The sequence below is a fragment of the Stenotrophomonas sp. 10L48 genome (assembly GCF_056395105.1).
The window spans coordinates 86,451-104,122 of record NZ_JBFTIX010000008.1; the positions used below are offsets into that span (position 1 = coordinate 86,451).

The following is a 17,672-nucleotide window of genomic DNA, read 5'->3' on the forward strand; positions in this document are numbered from 1 at the left end:
CAGGCGAAAGGGATCCGACCCCGGGATCAACCCCGGGATCAGCGTCGGCGCTCAAGCCACCAGAGCAGCGATGCGCACAGCACGAACGCCAGCCACCACGGCCAGCGCGGCCCTGGTACACGCTGGCTCGCCTGCGCGGTTGCTGGCGCCGCAGTGGCCAGCCGCTGCGCGGTGGCATCCATCATCGCCTGCCGGTGCAGGGCAGGGGCCTGCTTCGGATCGAACACGTAGCGCCACTGCGTGCGGTCGCCGTGCTGCAGGCGCTGCCAACCGGCCTGGCGCGGCCACCAGCCCGCGCATCGTGTTGTGCCGGTGGTGCTGTCGACGATCAGCGGCACGCCATCGCCGCGTCCGTCGAAGGCCCGCAGCGGTGCCTGCACGCCGCACAGTGACTGCCGTTCGCCGGCCCAGGCCAGTGCCTGTGTCGACCACGGTCCTTCGGTACCGGGCTGCGCGCGAGCGAGGGAGGCGAACACTGTGCTCCACAACTCACCGTGGCGATCCTCGCGACCGGCCAGTACCCAGCGCCAGCTGTCCGTGATGGGCAGCAGCCCGATGCGCCCCTTGCCGACGGCGCGCCACCCACCGATGGGCTTGCTGTCGCGATCCTGCAGCAGGGGGCGGCTGTCGGCTGCCTGCAGCGCCAGGTACTCCAGCGCCGGCAGCGCCGCGGCGTGCGACGCGCGGTCGGCGTCTTCGCCATCAGTGGTGGGCAGGGTGCCGGCGGCAAGCGGCCCGCGACGTGCCTGCAACATCGTCGCGTCACCCTCGCCGGGCATTGCCGCAACCTGGCTGCTGGCATCGCCCTGCACGGGCAGGCCGAGATCGCGCAGGCGTTGCCGTGCGCTGGCTGATGGCGCGCCGGTACTGCGCACCAGCAGGCCCAGGCCATCGCGCAGGGCCTGGCGCACGGCCGCCAGCTGAGCGGCACCGAGCGCAGCCAGGCTGCGTTCGTCGAGCAGCAGCAGATCGCTGCGCGCCAGCGTGGAGGCGTCCAACGCCACGTTGCCGTCGCCCAGGCTGAGGCCTGCGCCGGTCTCGGCCTGCACCTGCACGCGGATGCCGGCATCGGTGGCCCAGCGGCGCAGGTACTTCAGTTCGGCGCCGGGGGCAGCCGAGCGCACCAGCACGCGCAGCGGAGCGGCGGCCAGCGTCTGCTGCGGCACCGGCACGCTGTCGGCCACATGGCCCTGCGCATCCAGCAGGCGCAGCTGGAACACGCTGCGGCCCTCGGCGCGGGCGATGCCGCTGAGCTGCACATGGCCGTCCGCCGCCAGCGGTGCACGATCGACCACCGCACCGGCCGGGTCCAGCAGTTCGGCCTGCGCGCGGTCTACCCCACGTGCCTGTGCGTGCACGTCGAAGCGCGCACCGGGAGCGGCGTCCGCGGGTGGCTGCAGGGCGATCCATCCGTTGGCTGCAGGGGGTGCCTGCCAGCGCGTGTCGGCGGGCAGTGCGGCATCGCGGTCACGCGCGGCCAGGCCGGCACCGATCAGTGTCACCGTGGAGGACGGATAGCGGCGCAGTGCAGTGGCCAGGTCCGGCACGCGCGCTGCACCGGCCATATCGGTTGCTTCCGGCAGCAGCACCCGGGTGCCGCCGGTGGGCAGTGCACCGGTCTTGTCGGCCCCGGCGCCGATCACCACCAGGCCGGCCAGGGAGGCGCGCTGTGAGGGCGGCAGCAGGCAGACGTACAGCAGCGCAGCGGCGGCCGCCTGCAGCGTGAGCACGGCGATAAGACGGCCGCGCCTCTGCGTGGGCGAACGCAGCTGGCGTGCACTGGCGACGAGCACGATCAGCGCCAGCGCCACTGCGACCCACACGTTCAATGGCGATGTGCTCATGGCTGTGCTTCCAGAGCGTCGAGGTAGCGCTGCCCCATGGCATCTGCCGCACGGCGTCGCATCACCTGCGGCAGTGGCCGCTGCAGTGCGCGCCACAGCTGCGCGCGCAGGCGCTGCCGGCACTCGGTGCAGCCGGGGTCGATGCGTAGTTGTTCGATGGCGGCGGCCAGGTCCAGTGCATCGGGCAGGAACGCGTTGTTGCGCTGCTGCCAGGTGGCCAGCATGTCCAGATCGGGAGTGCCGTCCTCGTCGCCCAATCGCTGCCAGGCCTCGACGACGGCCGGATCGGGCGGCGTGCGCGCGGCCAGCGGCAGGTCGCGGCTGGCCAGCCCGGCACGGTCGCCGCTCAGGCGCCGGCTCTCGTCGATCGGCGGCAGCTCCGGGCCGACGCGCGCCAGATAGATGCGCTCGGCCTGCTGCACCTGCTTGATGAACGCCAGCGCCTTGTAGGCAAACGGCAGGGCCTGCTCGGGGCGGCCCTGGCGCAGCTCGCCTTCGGCCGACCACATCTGGTCCAGCGCGGCCTTCAAGGTGGCGCGTGTCTGCGGGTCAAGCAGCGTCGCCGCCTCGGCGTGGTCGTGGGTATGCCCGTACTCGGACAGCACGTCGGTGGCGCTGCCGAACACCGGTGGCGTGTCATTGCCGCTGGCTGCGCCACCGTGGTCGTGGCCGTGCTCGTCGTGTGCGCCGGCCTCGGCGCCGTGACCGTGCTCATGATCGTCATCGTGTGCGTCTGCCGCTGGCGTATCGCTGGTGGGCAGGTCGCTGGTCGGCGGTGGTTTCGGTGCGCCCTCGCTTTCTTCGCCCAGGAACTGGCCGTAGCGCAGGCGCAGGATGCGCTGGTCGACGCCGATCGCATCGCTGCGCTTGATGAAGGTATCGGCGGCTACGCTCCGGCGTTCGCGGATCAACGCCTCGGCGTCGATGATGATCTGCCGCTGGCTGCGGAAGTACGCGGGCAGGGTCTTCTTGATGCGGCCTTCCAGTTCGGCACCGAGCACGGCCTCGGCGCTTGGCAGGCGCAGGATCACGCTGCTGCTGCGGCCGATTTGTGCCGCCGGCGCGTGGTTGTCGCGCACTTCCAGCTGGGCGATCACATCGTTGCCGGGCTGTGCGCCCAGCGCGGCCAGATCAAGGGTATGGGCAAAGCGCCGTGCCTTCGCCTCGCCGCTGCCGCTGAGCGTCACGCTGCGGCGTACGAAGGTGATGTTCTCGCCGCTGCCCTGGGTGATGGTGATCGACAGCGTCGCTTGTGGGGAGACGCTATGATCGTCGCTGGCCTCGAAGCGCAGCGTCCACTGCCGTTGCCCGGGGGTGCCCAGCACCAGGCTGGTGGCAGGCTCGATCACGCGCACCGTCGGCGCACGGTCGGCGACCACGTCGAGCCGATGCAGGCGGGTTTCGGCCAGCGCCGGTTCGCTGACCACGCGATACAGCACCGGGGTACGCGCTACGTCCTGCGCCTGCCATTCACCATTGCGCTCGCGCAACGGCAGGCGTCGACCGTCGTGGAACTGTAGCCAGGCGTTGCTGGGTGCACGGTCGAAGCGCAGTGACCAGGACAGGCGACTGTCGGCGGCGACCTTGGCGTCGAGTGCGTTCTGCGTACGCGTGGGTTGGCCGGTGTAGGCCGGTGCGTCGATGCGCAGTCGAGTGGACTGCAGGCGCAATGGACCGGCCTTGGTGCTGCTTTGCGGCGAGGCAGGCGCCGTGGGGCGCGGTGCGCCGCTGTGCGGCCAGCCCAGTGCCAGCACGGCGACGGCGATGCCGCCGATCCAGCACAGCGCCACTGCCCTGCGTGGCCAGCGTGGTCGCAGCTCGGGGAGGTTGTGTTCAAGTGCAGCCAGCACGTGGGTGCGCTGGCGCTGTTGCAATGGGTTGAGCGCAGCGCCATCGGCAAACAGCAGATCGGCGCTGTCTTCGCTGGCGCCACTGGCATCGAGCCTGCGCTGCAACCAGCGTCGGTCCAGCTGCCGGGCGCGCATCGTCGCGGCGGCCGCAATGATCAGCAGGGCCACGGTCGCCACGACGCAGGCGATATCGAAACCGGACACGCGCAGCGCGAGTGCCGCTGACGCCAGCGCCCACGGCAGGCCCAGCAGCAGGGTGATCGCCGCGCGGCGTCGACGTGCGCGCTGCCATGCCTGTTGCAGCGTCTTCATGGTGCGGCCCTGCGTCGCGCGCTGCTCGCCATCCAGCGCTCAAGCGCGAACAGCAGCACGATCACCAGCAGCAGCCAGGCGGTGGGTTCGCGCAGGGGCGGCGTTGCGGCGGGCAGGGGCGCCTGGCGTGGTGTCTGGTCCTGCGCATCACCCAACTGCGGCGTTGATGGCGGTTGCAGGGCCTGCAGCAGGTCGCGCGGCAGGCCGTCATCGCGCAGTGCACTGTTGCGGGCCACGTTCCATTCGCCGGGCAGATGCAGCAGGCGGCCTTGGCCGATGCGCTGCTGCCACAGCAGCGGTGCATTGTCTGCATCGCGCAGCAGTACGGGTGCACCCGCTGGCGGTTTCGCAGCGGTCAGCACCGTGCCGCCCTGCTGCAGCCAGCGCTGCCAGGTGCCAGGCAGCGCATCGGTGGCGGTCCATACGCCGATCTCGCCGCGGGCAGGCAACGCGTCGTCGGCCAAGGGGGCCGCCAATGGTTGCGTGCTCCACGCGCGCTGCAACGCGCCCAGCCATTGCAGCGCAGCGGCCGGTGCATCGCTGCGCGTACGCAGGCGTGGTGCCTGGGAAGTGTGTGGCGGCGCGGTGACGGCCAGCGCGTGTGGCTGCCACTGCACCTCGCGCGACAGCTGCAGGCGGGCACCATCAAGGCCGGGCAAGGGATCGGGTACGTGTACGGTCAGCGCGGTGCCGGCCGGCAACTGCGCGTCCAGCTCGCGCAGCAGGCTGGGCAGGGCAGCAGCGTTGGCCGGCGCTGGCTGGTCGACGGTGGGGAAGCCCGGCGCCAGCCAATGCCAGTTGCGCGCATCGGTGCTGCCGCGCAGCGCGGTCGCGTCCAGGCCCGGTGCCACCACCGTCCACGCTGCTGGCACGGGCGCAGGACCGGTCAGCGCCGGGCGCGCCAGCAGCAGGGCCAGTGCGGCCAGCAACAGCAAGCGCACCAGCAACAGCGGCCAATCATCGAAGCGGATGCGCTGCCGCGGTCGCACCTGGGCGCGCAGCCAGCGCAGCGCAGCGAAATCCAGTGGCGTGTAGGGATGACGGCGGGCGAGGTGGATCAGCAGTGGCAGCAACCATGCGGCCAGCGCCGCCAGGCCCAGCGGAAACAGCAGGCTCATGCGCCGCCCCTGCGGCCGAACAGCGCCTGCAGCGGCTGGTCCAGCGGCTGATCCAGCCAACCGGTCGCGCAGGCGATGCCACTGGCCTGCAGGCGCGACTGCAGCGCGGCGCGCGCCTGGGTGAAGCGCTGCAGGTAGTCGGCGCGGATCGCGGCGCCATCGCCGAGAAGTTCATCGCCCGTTTCCGGATCGCGGAAACGATGGCCTGCGTCGAAGGGGAAATCGCGCTCGTCGGCCGTCAGTACCTGCAGCAGCATCACCTCGCGGCGGGCGCTGGCCAGCTGCTCCAGCAGCACGATGCCCGCGTCGTCGAAGCCATCGCCGATGGCCAGCAGCAGATCGCCGGGGCGCACGCGCTCCCACAGCGGTCGCAGCCGCTCTGCGGCCGGCCATGCGCCGCGCGCCTGCAGGGCATGCAGCTGCAGATGCACGCGGTCGCGCTGGCGCGCGCCATGCGCGGCCGGCACCAGCTGCAGGCCTTCGCCGTTGATCGCCAGCAGGCCGAAGCGATCACCCTGCTGCAGCGCCAGCTCGACCACGCAGGCAGCCAGCTGCCGCATGTGATCCAGGCGGCTGCGTCCGGGCGCTGTATGGTCGGACTGGCCCGCCGAGGCTGTGGCATCGAGCAGCAGCCAGACGGTGATCGGGCTCTCGCGCTCGGATTCGCGCACGAAGAAGCGGTCCGAGCGCGCATACAGCTTCCAGTCGATCTGGCGCAGTTCGTCACCGGGCTCGTAGGCGCGGTACTGGGCGAATTCCAGGCCGGCGCCGCGGCTGCGGCTGGCATGCTGGCCGATGCCGCTCGCACCGCTGGCCAGGCGTGGCCGCAGGCGCAGCGCACGCAGGCGCGCACGCAGGTCGGGTGGCAGCAGCAGCGGCGTGCCTGCGGTCACCAGTGGATCAACCCGGGAAGGGAACGGCCTGCAGCAGTGCGGCGACCACATCGTCGGCCCGCTTCTGCTCGGCTTCGGCGGCAAAGGACAGCAGCAGGCGATGGCGCATCACCGGTGCCGCCAGCGCCTGCACATCCTCGCGGGTGGCGGCGAAGCGTCCCTGCAGCAGGGCGCGCGCCTTGGCGGCCAGCACCAGCGACTGCCCGGCACGCGGACCCGCGCCCCATTTCACCCACTGGTTGATCGCTGCCGGTGCACCATCGCCGGGGCGGCTGGCGCGGACCAGGCGGGTGATCCAGGCCAGCACGTCGGGGCTGACATGCACCTGGCGCACCGCCGCCTGCAGCGCGATCACCGCTTCGGCATCCATCACCTTAGGCACGCTTTCCGTGGCACCGCCGGTGGTCTGTTCGAGGATCTGCCGCTCTTCTTCCTCGCTGGGGTAATCGACCAGCACATGCAGCAGGAAGCGGTCCAGCTGTGCTTCGGGCAAGGGGTAGGTACCGGCCTGTTCGATCGGATTCTGCGTGGCCAGCACGAAGAACGGCGCCGGCAACGTGTAGGTCGTGCCGGCGTAGCTGACCGTACGCTCCTGCATCGCTTCCAGCAGCGCCGCCTGGGTCTTGGGCGGGGTGCGGTTGAGCTCGTCGGCCAGCAGCAGGTTGGTGAAGATCGGGCCCTGCTGGAAGCGGAAATGGCGATGACCGGTGCCGTGGTCTTCTTCCAGCAGTTCGGTGCCCAGGATGTCGCTGGGCATCAGGTCCGGGGTGAACTGCACGCGCCGGAACTGCAGTTCCAGTGCCTGCCCCAGCGAGCGCACCAGCAGGGTCTTGCCCAGCCCCGGCGCGCCTTCCAGCAGGCAGTGGCCACCGGCCAGCAGGCCGATCAGCAGCTGCTCGACCACGGTGTGCTGGCCGACCACGGCGTGGGCCAGGGCGCTGCGCAGCGCGTGCAGGCGCGGCAGCAGGGAATCGAGGTCGGGGGAGGTCATGGGCGTGGTCCGTTCAATTGTTCAATGCGTACATCACGATGTTGACGCCGAAGCGGGTGTTGTCTTCGGCCAGGAAACGCTTGTTGCGCCAGTCGTAGTCCCACTCGCAGCCGTAATCCTTGTTGCTGTAGAGCAGACCCAGCCGGCCATCGACCTCGATGCCTTTCAGGTAGTCGTGCACCAGGTCATCGCCCCAGCCGTTGAGCTCGAAGCTGGTCGCGGGCGGGCCGTCGGGGAAGCGGAAGAAGCTGCGGTACAGCGCGTGGCTGTTGGGCAGTTTCTGCAGCGCCTTCGGCCCGAACAGCCGGCCCATCTGCGCTTCGAACGAGGTGGCGAACAGGCCGTCGATATCGTGGTTGCAGTCGTCGACGAAGACGAAGCCGCCATTGCGCACGTAGCGCACGAAGTTCTGCCGTTCGGCCGCGTTGAACTCGACCAGGGTGTGCCCGGCCAGGTAGCAGAACGGCGCTTCCAGCATGCGCGGATCGGCCAACGCCACCACGCGTTCCTGCGGGTCCACCCGCAGGGAGGTGTAGTCGATCAGCGAGGTGATCAGGTTGGACGGCATGCGCGCGTCCACGTCCCAGTCGCCGGAGTCGTACTGCAGGCGGGTGAACCAGAAGTCGTAGCGCGAACTGCGCGGGCCTGCCTGCGCCCATGCCGGCAGCGCCGCCGCCGAAGCGGCAGCGGCCAACCAGCGCAGGCAGGCCCGTCGATCCATCAGACCGCGTCGGACAACGAGGTAAAGGTGAAATCGCGCAGCTTCATCGGCGGAATCATCATCACGAAGTTGGACTCGTCACCGGCCACGCGCACCGGCTTGCCCAGCTCTTCGATGTTGTTGAGCATGATCACCGGCGATTCGTTGAAGCGGAAGTTCTTCACCGGATGCTTGATCTGCCCGTTCTCGATGTAGAAGGTGCCATCGCGGGTCAGGCCGGTCAGCAGCACGGTCTGCGGATCGACCATGCGGATGTACCAGGTACGGGTGACCAGGATGCCCTTCTGAGTGCCGCGCACCAGTTCGGCGGTGCTCTTCTCGCCACCGCTCATCAGCAGGTTGCCGGGCGTGGCCTTGGCGGTCTTGCCCTGCTTCTGTGCCCAGAAGCGCGAGTAGTCGAGGTTGGCGACCTTGCCGTTCTCGATGATGGCGATGCGCTCACGCGGCATGCCCTCGTTGTCCCACGGCAGCACCGGCGCGTCCGGGTGCCACGGGTCGGCATGCATGTTCACGCGCGGATCGTAGACCTGCTCGCCCAGCTTGTTGCCACCGCCCTTCTTCGACAGGAAGCTGCGCCCTTCATCGGCCGAGCGTGCGCTGAAGAAGTTCATCATGAAGCTGATCAGGCCGGCGGCTGCTGCCGGCTCCAGGATCACCGTGTACTTGCCGGGTTCCAGTGCCTTGGCTTCCTGCGACTCGGTCGCCTTGCGCATGGCGATGCGGATGTCCTGGTCGGCCTTGAAGTCGGCAGCGTCCTTCAGGTTGCGACCCACCCAGCCCGAACCACGGCCGTCTTCGGTGCGCACGGTGCAGGTGTAGTCGAAGTTGGTGGTGCGCTGGTAGCCGAAGTTGCCATTGCTGTTGGCGGTGGCGTAGAAACCCTGGCCGTCTTCGAGGAAGCCTGCAGCGATCAGCCCGTTGCCACGGCACGGCGCGATCGAATCGGCGGCGACCTTGGCGCGGAAGGCCGGATCGATGGCGGCGGTGGATTCGCTGAAGGTCGGGCTGGGGCGGTAGGTCTGCTTGCCGATGGCCGGCATGAACTCCGGGTTTTCCGGGGCCAGGCGGGCCAGGTCTTCGGCGCGACGCACCACGCGCTGCAGCGCCGCGTCGTCGAACTCGTTGATCGAGGCGGTACCCACGCGCTTGCCGAAGGCCACGGTGACGGCCAGTTCGGTGTTGTCGACGATGCCGCTGGTGGACACGTTGTTCAGGGCGAAACGGATGTTGCCGTTGATGGAACCGGCCAGTACGGCCGTGCACTCATCGGCCTTGGACAGGGCGATGACCTTGTCGAGGATGGCCTTGGCCTGGGCTTCGGTGAAGATACTCATGGTGTAAGGGCTCCTGACCGGTCAGCCGAGGCTGCGTGCGGTGTTGATGACGTTGATGCCGTTGAAGCGCGCGGTGGACGAACCGTGCGAGACCGCCGAAACCTGGCCGGGCTGGCCCTTGCCATCGAAGAACGAACCGCCCAGGCGGTAGTCGCGTTCATCGGCCACGGCACTGCAGGCATTCCAGAATTCCGGGGTTCGGATCTGGTAGGCCACGTCTTCGAGCATGCGGGTGATCTTTCCGTTCTTGATCTCGTAGAACAGCTGGCCGCCGAACTGCGCGTTGTAGCGCTGCTGGTCGATCGAGAACGAACCATCCCCGATGATGTAGATACCGTTCTCCACGTCCTTGATCATGTCCGACACGCTCAGCGGCGACTTGCCCGGCGCCATCGACACGTTGGCCATGCGCTGGAACTGCACGCTGGACCACGAGTCGGCATAGCAGCAGCCATCGGATTCGGTCTTGCCGAGGATGTGGGCCTGGTCGCGGATGGTCTGGTAGTCGACCAGCTTGCCGTTGCTGATCAGGTCCCAGCGCTTGCACTTCACGCCTTCATCGTCGTACGCGACCGCGCCGAGGCTGCCCGGCTGGGTCTTGTCGGCAAAGATGTTCACGTGCTCGCTGCCGTACTGGAAATGCTGCTCGCGCTTGTCCAGGGTGGCGAAGCTGGTGCCGGCGTAGTTGGCTTCGTAGCCGAGCACGCGGTCCAGCTCCAGCGGGTGGCCGATCGACTCGTGGATGGTCAGCCAGGTGTGCGACGGATCCAGGATCAGGTCGTACTTACCGGGCTTCACCGACGGCGCCTTCAGCTTCTCCTGCGCCTGCTTGGCCGCCGCGATGGCATCTTCCTTCATGTCGTAGGACGAGCCGTAGTTGACCACGCCATTGGGCGTGAGCACCTTGCCGGCAGCCGCGCCATCGAGGTACTCGTAGCCCAGGCCCATCGGTGCGGACAGGCCTTCGCGGGTGCGGAACTTGCCGCTGGCCTTGTCGATGGCGGTGATCGTCATCGGTGCCCAGATGCGGTGCACGTCCTGGTCGATGTAGGAACCGTCGGTGGAGGCGAAGTACTTCTGCTCGTTCACCAGGAACAGCATCGAGTTGACGAAGCTGGCGCCGGCGCCCATCGCCGCGGCGTTGACGTCCAGCAGCAGGTCGACCTTCTCCTTGATCGGCACCTCCATCGCGTTCTTGCGGATCGGCGTCTTCCAGCTGACCTCGCCCACGCCCGGCGCCTTGGCCAGCTGCACCGGCGCGGTCTGCACGCCCGCGTTGGCCTTGGCGATCGCCGCGGCCTGCTGCGCGGCACGGACCACGTCGGCGGTGCTGAGCGCATTGGTGGCGGCAAAGCCCCAGGCGCCGTTGACGATCACGCGGATGCCCACACCGGTGGACTCGGTGTTGACCACGTTCTGCACCTTGTCCTCGCGGGTGATCACGAACTGCCGCAGGTAGCGGCCGATGCGCACGTCGCAGTAGGTGGCGCCGGCGCTGCGCGCGGCCTGCAGGGCGGCGTCGGCCAGGCGCTTCTTCAGCGCAGGGTCGAGGCTGGACTGCAGTTGCTCGGCGGCGATCGCCTTGCCGAAGAACGACGGCACGATCAGGCCGCCAGCGGTAAGCCCGGTCAGGGCCAGGAAGTCACGTCTGTGCAAGGCTGCTCTCCATGAAGGACGGGTGGCTCAAACGCCGAGACTGCGCGCGGTGTTGATGATGTTGATGCCGTTGAAACGGGTGGTGGACGAACCGTGCGAGACCGCCGACACCTGGCCGGGCTGGCCCTTGCCGTCGAAGAACGAACCGCCAAGGCGGAAGTCGCGTTCATCGCAGATGGCGGTGCAGGCGTTCCAGAACTCCGGCGTGCGGATCTGGTAGGCCGCATCCTCGACCATGCCGGTGATCTTTCCGTTCCTGATCTGGTAGTACAGCTGGCCGCCAAACTGCGCGTTGTAGCGCTGCTGGTCGATGGAGTACGAGCCGCGGCCGTGGATGTAGATGCCGTTTTCCACGTCCTTGATCATGTCCTCCACGCTGAGCGGTGTCCTGCCCGGCGCCAGCGAGACATTGGCCATGCGCTGGAACTGCACGCTGGACCACGAGTCGGCATAGCTGCAGCCATGCGAGGCATCGCGGCCGAGGATGTGGGCCTCATCGCGCGTCGCCTGGTAGTCGACCAGGATGCCGTCGCGCACCAGGTCCCAGCGCTGGGTCTTCACCCCTTCGTCGTCGTAGCCGACCGCGCCGAGGCTGCCCGGCTGGGTCTTGTCGGCGAAGAAGGTGACGATGTCGCTGCCCCAGCGGAAACCGGCATCGCGCTTGTCCAGGGTGGCGAAGCTGGTGCCGGCGTAGTTGGCCTCGTAGCCGAGCACGCGGTCCAGTTCCAGCGGGTGGCCGACATTCTCGTGGATGGTGAGGAACAGGTTGGACGGATCCAGCACCAGGTCGTACTTGCCGGGCTTCACCGAGGGCGCCTTCAGCTTCTCGCGCGCCTGGCGGGCGGCGGCGATGGCGTCCTCGACCGGGTCATAGGAATCACGGTACGCAGTGATGCCACCGGGCAGCTGCACCTTGCCGCGTGCATCGCCATCAAGGAACTCGTAGCCCATGCCCATAGGCGAGGACAGGCCGGCACGGGTGCGGAACTTGCCGCTGGCCTTGTCGATGGCAGTGGCGGTGAACGGCAGCCAGATGCGATGGATGTCCTGGTCGATGAACGAGCCGTCGCTGGAGGCGAAGTACTTCTGTTCGTTGACCAGGAACAGGGTGGAATTGATGTAGTCGGCGCCCGCATTCAGCGCGGCCGCATTGAGCGCCAGCAGCAGCTCGACCTTGTCCTGGATCGGCACTTCCATCGCATTGCGGCGGATGGGTGTCTGCCAACGCACCTCGCCGACGGCCGGGGTGGGCGCCAGCTGCACCGGGCGGGACTGGATGCTGGCATTGGCGCGGGCGATGGCGGTGGCCTGTTCGACGGCGGTGCGCACCGCCGCTTCGGTCTGCTGGTGGGTGGCGGCGAAACCCCACGCACCGTTGACGATCACCCGCACGCCCACACCGGATGATTCGCGGTTGGTCACGTTGCCGACCTGGTGCTCGCGGGTAATCACCGACTGGTTGAGGTAGCGCCCGATGCGCACGTCGCAGTAGCTGGCCTTGGCCGAACGCGCGGCAGCGAGGGCGACCTCGGCCAGGCGCCGGCGCTTGGCCGGGTCGACCGGGGCCAGCAACTGCTCGGCGGCGATCAGCCGCGAATGCGGCAGGGCCAGGCCCGCCAGGCCCAGAGCGGAAAATGCCAGGAACTCACGTCGTTGCACAGCGTCTCTCTCTCACTTCCGTGCGGCCGGCAAAGGACCGATCCGATCACGTCAACTCCTCGACTTTCGCCAGCGGCGGACATTCGGGCAAGTGACTGCAGTCATGGTCGGGGAGGGTTTCGGCAGGGCTTGCAGCCCTGCACCTGCGGTAGTGCCGGCCGCTGGCCGGCAACCTCAGCAGCAACGTCAACGTCAAAAGCGGGCATTCCGTGGGTGGGCGGGGCGGTGTGGGGTGGCAGGACACGCCGTAAACCCCAGGCCGGCCCAGCCGCTGGCGGCTGTGCGTTCGGGCGCTTGCGAAGCAATGCTTCGCAAGCAAAGCGCCCTCACCCATTGGGGGCTCGATGGCGCCATCCATGGCGCCAACGGTCCTGCCACCCCACACCGCCCCACCTCTGACAGATCTCCGCGGCTGTTGGTAGGTGTCGACCTTGGTCGACACATCTGTCAGATATCGAAATAAATCTGGGGTCAGATCCGTTTTCCGCAGGAAAACGGATCTGACCCCAAGAGCCGTTCCAGCAGATCGCGGAAAACTGTCGAAGGCGGGGTGGATCCGGTTGCGGGGGCGTGAGCGCCATGGATGGCGCGACCGAGCCTCCATGGACGGATTCACGGCGTCCCCCGCAACCGGATCCACCCCGCCGACCCACGGAATGCCGCCTTTTGACGTTGCTCTCGCTCCGGCCTCTGCAGGTGCAGGGCGCAGCCCTGCCGAGCAATACCCCCCTCGTGCACAATGAAGCCGACCCCGCCTGGACGCCGTCTCGATGTCGAGCAAGCCGTATTCAGAAGCCTGCGAACGCAACCGCGAACCGATCGCCGCTGCGCTCGACCCGTGGATGGGAGATCGCCACCGGGTGCTGGAGATCGGTAGCGGCACCGGCCAGCATGCTGCCTTCTTCGCCGAGCGCTGGCCATGGCTGCGCTGGCAGCCCAGCGACCATCCGGATCATCTGCCCGGCATCGAGGCCTGGCGCGCGGAGGCGGCGCTGCTGAACCTGCTGCCGCCGGTGGCGCTGCAGGTGGAACTGCCGCCAGCGCCCGGCCTGAGCTTGCCGGAAGGCAGCACGTTCGACGCTGCCTTCAGTGCCAATACCCTGCACATCATGAGCTGGGAGCATGTGCAGGCGTTGTTTGCCGCACTTCCCCCCCTGCTGCGCCACGGCGCGCTGCTGGCGGTGTACGGACCGTTCAACTACGGCGGTCGCTACACCAGCGACAGCAATGCGCAGTTCGATGCGTGGCTGAAGGCGCGTGATCCGCGCAGCGGCATCCGCGATAGCGAAGCGGTGCAGGCGCTGGCCGCCGACAACGGCTTTACCCGCCTGGGGGATGCGGCGATGCCGTCCAACAACCGCCTGCTGCTGTGGCGGTTGGGGTGAATCACCGGTAGTGCCGGCCGCTGGCCGGCAACACATTGTCCGGGAAGGGCAGATGCCGGCCAACGGCCGGCACTACCACCTGCCACTATTACGCCACCTGCACGATATGCAGCGCCTTCGGGTTGCGCCACTGCGCCAGCAGCACTGCTTCGCGGGCCTTGGCCTTCTCGAAGTGCGCTTCCTTGACGTGGCCGAAGCCGCGGATGTGCTCGGGCACGCTGGCAATCTCCACCGCCAGCGCCAGGCGGTCGTCATCCAGTCCGTCGATCAGCTGCTGCACCGTCGCCTCGTAATCGGTGATCAGCTGGCGCTCCATGCGACGCTCTTCGGTGCGGCCGAACACATCCAGGCGACCACCGCGCAGGAACTTCAGCTTCGCCAGCAGGCCGAACGCCTTGAACATCCACGGGCCGTATTCCTTCTTCTGCAGCCGGCCCTGTTCGTCCTTCCTGGCGAACAGCGGCGGTGCCAGATGGAAGCGCAGCTGGTAATCGCCTTCGAACTGCTGCTGCAGGCGCCGCTGGAAGTCGCCGCTGGTGTACAGGCGCGCCACTTCGTACTCGTCCTTGTACGCCATCAGCTTGAACAGGTAGCGGGCCACGGTTTCGGTCAACGCGGTGGAGCCGCCGATGCGCTCGGCTTCGGCCGCGCGTACGCGCTCGATCAGGCTGCGGTAGCGGTTGGCGTAGGCCGCATCCTGGTAGTCGGTCAGGAAGGCCGAGCGGCGCTCGATCATCTCGTCCAGCGAGCGCGACAGGCGCGCATCGTCCAGCGGCAGGAAGGCGACATCGCCACCGTGCGTCGGCAGCCCGCGCAGCTCGCGCTCGTCACCAGTGTTGCGCGGTGCGGCGGTAGCGCCCCATTCGTTGCCTTCCCATTCGCCCGGCGGCAGCGCCTGCAGCGGGCCCGGCGTGTTCTCGGTGTCGGTGTGGCGGTTGCGCACCAGGCCGGCGGCCTGCTGCACGGCCTGCGGATCGACCGCGGCCAGGCGGCCCCAGGCGAAGGCCTGCTGGTTCATCGCCACGGCCGCGCCGTTGAGTTCGATGGCGCGCATCAGCGACTCGAACGACAGCGGCACCAGGCCCTGCTGCCAGGCGTAGCCGAGGATGAACAGGTTGGCGGCGATCGCATCGCCGAGCAGCGCGGTGGCCAGCTGGGTTGCGTCCAGCAGCAGCGGCTCCTCGCCACCCAGGGCCACGCGCACGCCGGCGATGATGTCGGCGGCGGGGAACTGCATGTCCGGGCGGGTGGTGAAGGTGCCCGGCATCGCTTCGTAGGTATTGAGCACCATCTGCGAACGGCCGGCGCGTACCTTCGACAGTGCCCAGTAGTCGTTGACCACCACCATGTCGCAGCCCAGCACCAGATCGGCTTCACCAGCGGCGATGCGCACCGCATGGATGTCGTCCGGGCGGCGGGCGATGCGGATGTGCGTGGTCACTGCGCCACCCTTCTGCGCCAGGCCGGTCTGGTCGAGCACCGAGGCGCCCTTGCCTTCAAGGTGACCGGCCATGCCCAGCAGGGCGCCGATGGTCACCACGCCGGTACCGCCAACGCCGGTGATCAGGATGTTCCAGGGTTGCTCCAGGGTGCCGCGCACCACCGGTGCCGGCAGGTTGTCCAGCAGCGTGGAGGCATCGCGCTTGCTGCCCTTGCGCGGTTGCCCACCGTGCACGGTGACGAAGCTCGGGCAGAAGCCGTTGACGCAGGAATAGTCCTTGTTGCAGTTGGACTGGTCGATGTCGCGCTTGCGACCGAACTCGGTCTCCTTCGGCAGCACCGACACGCAGAAACTCTTCTTGCCGCAGTCGCCGCAGCCTTCGCAGACCAGCGAATTGATCATCACCCGCTTGGCCGGGTCTTCCAGCTTGCCGCGCTTGCGGCGGCGGCGCTTCTCGGTGGCGCACGTCTGTTCGTAGATCAGGATCGAAACACCCTTCACTTCGCGCAGGCGCTTCTGCACCGCATCCAGCTCGCTGCGGTCGTGGAACTCCACGTCGCTGGGGAAATGCTCGCGCTGGCGCGTCCACTTGGCGATGTTGTCCGACAACACCATGATGGTGTGGATGCCCTCGGCCCGCATCTGCTTTGCGATGTCCGGCACGCTCAACGGGCCGTCCACCGGCTGCCCGCCGGTCATCGCCACCGCGTCGTTGTAGAGGATCTTGTAGGTGATGTTGACGCCGGCGGCGATCGCCTGGCGGATGGCCAGCGAACCGCTATGGAAATAGGTGCCGTCGCCCAGGTTCTGGAACACATGCTGGGTGTCGGTGAACGCGGCCTGCCCGGCCCACGTCACGCCTTCGCCACCCATGTGGGTGAAGGTGTCGGTGCTGCGGTCCATCCAGGTCACCATGTAATGGCAACCGATGCCGGCCAGCGCACGCGAGCCGTCCGGCACGGTGGTGGAGGTGTTGTGCGGGCAGCCGGAGCAGTAGTGCGGCACGCGCGGGAAGCTGGCGCGCGGCAACGCAAGCTCGGCTTCCTTCTCCTGCATCCACTGCAGGCGCTGCTCGATGGATTCGTTGTTGAAGAACTTCTGGATGCGGCGACCGATCACGCCGGCGATGGTGGCCGGGGTCAGTTCGCCGGTGGACGGCAGGATCCACTCGCCGGCCTCGTCGTACTTGCCGACGATGGACGGGCGCTGGCCCCAGCTGGCTGGCCAGTTGAAGAACTGCTCCTTCATCTGGCGCTCGATGAAGGCACGCTTCTCCTCCACCACGATGATGTCTTCCAGGCCCTGCGCAAAGCGCGCGATGCCTTCCGGTTCCAGCGGCCAGGTCATGCCGACCTTGTACACGCGGATGCCGATGTCGGCGCAGGCCTGCTCGTCCAGGCCCAGGTATTCCAGGGCCTGCAGCACGTCCAGGTAGCTCTTGCCGGTGGTGACGATGCCCAGCCGCGCACGCGGCGCGTCCATCACCACCTTGTCGATGCCGTTGGCACGCGCGAAGGCCTGCGCGGCTTTCACCGCATAGCGGTGCAGGCGCATCTCCTGGTCCAGTGGCGGATCGGGCCAGCGGATGTTGAGGCCGCCGGCGGGCATGTCGAAGTCCTCCGGCAGCACGATGCGCCGGGCCAGCGGATCAACCTCGACCGAGGCCGACGATTCCACCGTCTCGGCGATCGTCTTGAAGCCGACCCAACGCCCGGTGTAACGGCTCATCGCCCAGCCGAGCAGGCCCATGTCGAGGATGTCCTGCACGCCGGCCGGGTTCAGCACCGGCATCATCGCGCTGACGAATTCGTCCTCGCTGCCATGCGGCAGGGTCGAGCTGCGGCAGGCATGGTCATCGGCGGCCAGTGCCAGCACACCACCATGGCGCGACGTGCCGGCGGCATTGGCGTGCTTGAACACGTCGCCGCAGCGGTCCACGCCCGGGCCCTTGCCGTACCACATGCCGAACACGCCCTGCACGTTGGCACCGGGGAACAGGTTGGTCTGCTGGGTACCCCACACCATGGTGGCGCCCAGGTCCTCGTTGAGGCCCGGGGTGAACTTCACCTTGGCCGTTTCCAGGTGCTTGCGCGCGCGCCACAGTTCCAGGTCGAAGCCGCCCAGCGGGCTGCCGCGATAGCCACTGATGAAACCGGCGCTGTCGATGCCCGCAGCTTCGTCGCGCAGGCGCTGCATCAGCGGCAGCCGCACCAGCGCCTGCACGCCACTCAGGTAGATCCGCCCTTCGTTGCGGGTGTACTTGTGGTCGAGCGTGTAATCACGGTCGAGCAGGTCGGCGGAAGCGGGCGAGGTGAGTTGCGCGGTACTGGTCATGGCTGGCCTGTCAGGATCGGCTGGCACCGGCCGCGCAGGTGCACGCGGCGGGAAAGGCGCGAATTGTAACAGTGGGGGGCCAGGGYCCCCGGCACTCGCGCCGGGGCCGTGCTGGGGTTAGGATCGGGGAGAGA

Annotated in this window: 11 protein-coding genes; 1 reads left to right on the forward strand and 10 read right to left on the reverse strand. The window is 68.3% G+C overall.

From position 1 onward, the window contains the following. Positions 1 to 38: 38 nt before the first annotated feature. The 9 genes from AC1DCU_RS14540 to AC1DCU_RS14580 are packed head-to-tail and all read right to left on the reverse strand — an operon-like array spanning position 39 to position 12,378. The gene (locus AC1DCU_RS14540; protein ID WP_032978389.1) at positions 39 to 1,844 is read right to left on the reverse strand and encodes a hypothetical protein; all 1,806 of its coding nucleotides are present in this window, start codon (positions 1,842 to 1,844) and stop codon (positions 39 to 41) included. Then, complete coding sequence (locus AC1DCU_RS14545; protein ID WP_032978386.1) at positions 1,841 to 4,006, reverse strand: membrane protein; 2,166 nt, start codon at positions 4,004 to 4,006, stop codon at positions 1,841 to 1,843. The genes AC1DCU_RS14540 and AC1DCU_RS14545 overlap by 4 nt, the downstream gene beginning before the upstream one ends. Then, positions 4,003 to 5,124: a BatA domain-containing protein gene (locus AC1DCU_RS14550; protein ID WP_032978383.1), complete on the reverse strand. Its 1,122-nt coding sequence runs from the start codon at positions 5,122 to 5,124 to the stop codon at positions 4,003 to 4,005. The genes AC1DCU_RS14545 and AC1DCU_RS14550 overlap by 4 nt, the downstream gene beginning before the upstream one ends. After that, entirely contained in the window at positions 5,121 to 6,017 is an 897-nt protein-coding gene (locus tag AC1DCU_RS14555; protein ID WP_025876018.1) for a DUF58 domain-containing protein, read from the reverse strand. The genes AC1DCU_RS14550 and AC1DCU_RS14555 overlap by 4 nt, the downstream gene beginning before the upstream one ends. Positions 6,018 to 6,024: 7 nt before the next feature. Further along, positions 6,025 to 7,008 (reverse strand): AAA family ATPase, encoded by a 984-nt coding sequence (locus tag AC1DCU_RS14560; protein ID WP_025876016.1) that lies wholly within the window; start codon positions 7,006 to 7,008, stop codon positions 6,025 to 6,027. A gap of 13 nt (positions 7,009 to 7,021) precedes the next feature. Next, positions 7,022 to 7,729: a DUF4159 domain-containing protein gene (locus AC1DCU_RS14565; RefSeq protein WP_025876014.1), complete on the reverse strand. Its 708-nt coding sequence runs from the start codon at positions 7,727 to 7,729 to the stop codon at positions 7,022 to 7,024. Continuing rightward, positions 7,729 to 9,063: a TldD/PmbA family protein gene (locus AC1DCU_RS14570; RefSeq protein WP_025876012.1), complete on the reverse strand. Its 1,335-nt coding sequence runs from the start codon at positions 9,061 to 9,063 to the stop codon at positions 7,729 to 7,731. The genes AC1DCU_RS14565 and AC1DCU_RS14570 overlap by 1 nt, the downstream gene beginning before the upstream one ends. A gap of 21 nt (positions 9,064 to 9,084) precedes the next feature. After that, a complete protein-coding gene (locus AC1DCU_RS14575; RefSeq protein WP_442251734.1) occupies positions 9,085 to 10,719 on the reverse strand; it encodes a TldD/PmbA family protein in 1,635 nt (544 codons plus the stop codon). A gap of 27 nt (positions 10,720 to 10,746) precedes the next feature. Further along, a complete protein-coding gene (locus AC1DCU_RS14580) occupies positions 10,747 to 12,378 on the reverse strand; it encodes a TldD/PmbA family protein (protein ID WP_442251735.1) in 1,632 nt (543 codons plus the stop codon). Positions 12,379 to 13,148: 770 nt separating this feature from the next. Here AC1DCU_RS14580 and AC1DCU_RS14585 point away from each other — a divergent pair. Continuing rightward, positions 13,149 to 13,763 (forward strand): DUF938 domain-containing protein, encoded by a 615-nt coding sequence (locus AC1DCU_RS14585; protein ID WP_442251607.1) that lies wholly within the window; start codon positions 13,149 to 13,151, stop codon positions 13,761 to 13,763. An 88-nt stretch (positions 13,764 to 13,851) separates the two neighbouring features. Here the strand turns inward: AC1DCU_RS14585 and AC1DCU_RS14590 are convergent, their stop codons facing one another. Next, a complete protein-coding gene (locus AC1DCU_RS14590; protein WP_442251608.1) occupies positions 13,852 to 17,538 on the reverse strand; it encodes an indolepyruvate ferredoxin oxidoreductase family protein in 3,687 nt (1,228 codons plus the stop codon). Positions 17,539 to 17,672 lie beyond the last annotated feature (134 nt).

What these genes read in the sequence shown, in the direction of transcription:
- AC1DCU_RS14550 (WP_032978383.1), bottom strand. Translation starts at nt 5,124, where the DNA reads ATGAGCCTGCTGTTTCCGCTGGGCCTGGCGGCGCTGGCCGCATGGTTG.
- AC1DCU_RS14545 (WP_032978386.1), bottom strand. Translation starts at nt 4,006, where the DNA reads ATGAAGACGCTGCAACAGGCATGGCAGCGCGCACGTCGACGCCGCGCG.
- AC1DCU_RS14540 (WP_032978389.1), bottom strand. Translation starts at nt 1,844, where the DNA reads ATGAGCACATCGCCATTGAACGTGTGGGTCGCAGTGGCGCTGGCGCTG.
- AC1DCU_RS14570 (WP_025876012.1), bottom strand. Translation starts at nt 9,063, where the DNA reads ATGAGTATCTTCACCGAAGCCCAGGCCAAGGCCATCCTCGACAAGGTC.
- AC1DCU_RS14590 (WP_442251608.1), bottom strand. Translation starts at nt 17,538, where the DNA reads ATGACCAGTACCGCGCAACTCACCTCGCCCGCTTCCGCCGACCTGCTC.
- AC1DCU_RS14585 (WP_442251607.1), top strand. Translation starts at nt 13,149, where the DNA reads ATGTCGAGCAAGCCGTATTCAGAAGCCTGCGAACGCAACCGCGAACCG.
- AC1DCU_RS14560 (WP_025876016.1), bottom strand. Translation starts at nt 7,008, where the DNA reads ATGACCTCCCCCGACCTCGATTCCCTGCTGCCGCGCCTGCACGCGCTG.
- AC1DCU_RS14565 (WP_025876014.1), bottom strand. Translation starts at nt 7,729, where the DNA reads ATGGATCGACGGGCCTGCCTGCGCTGGTTGGCCGCTGCCGCTTCGGCG.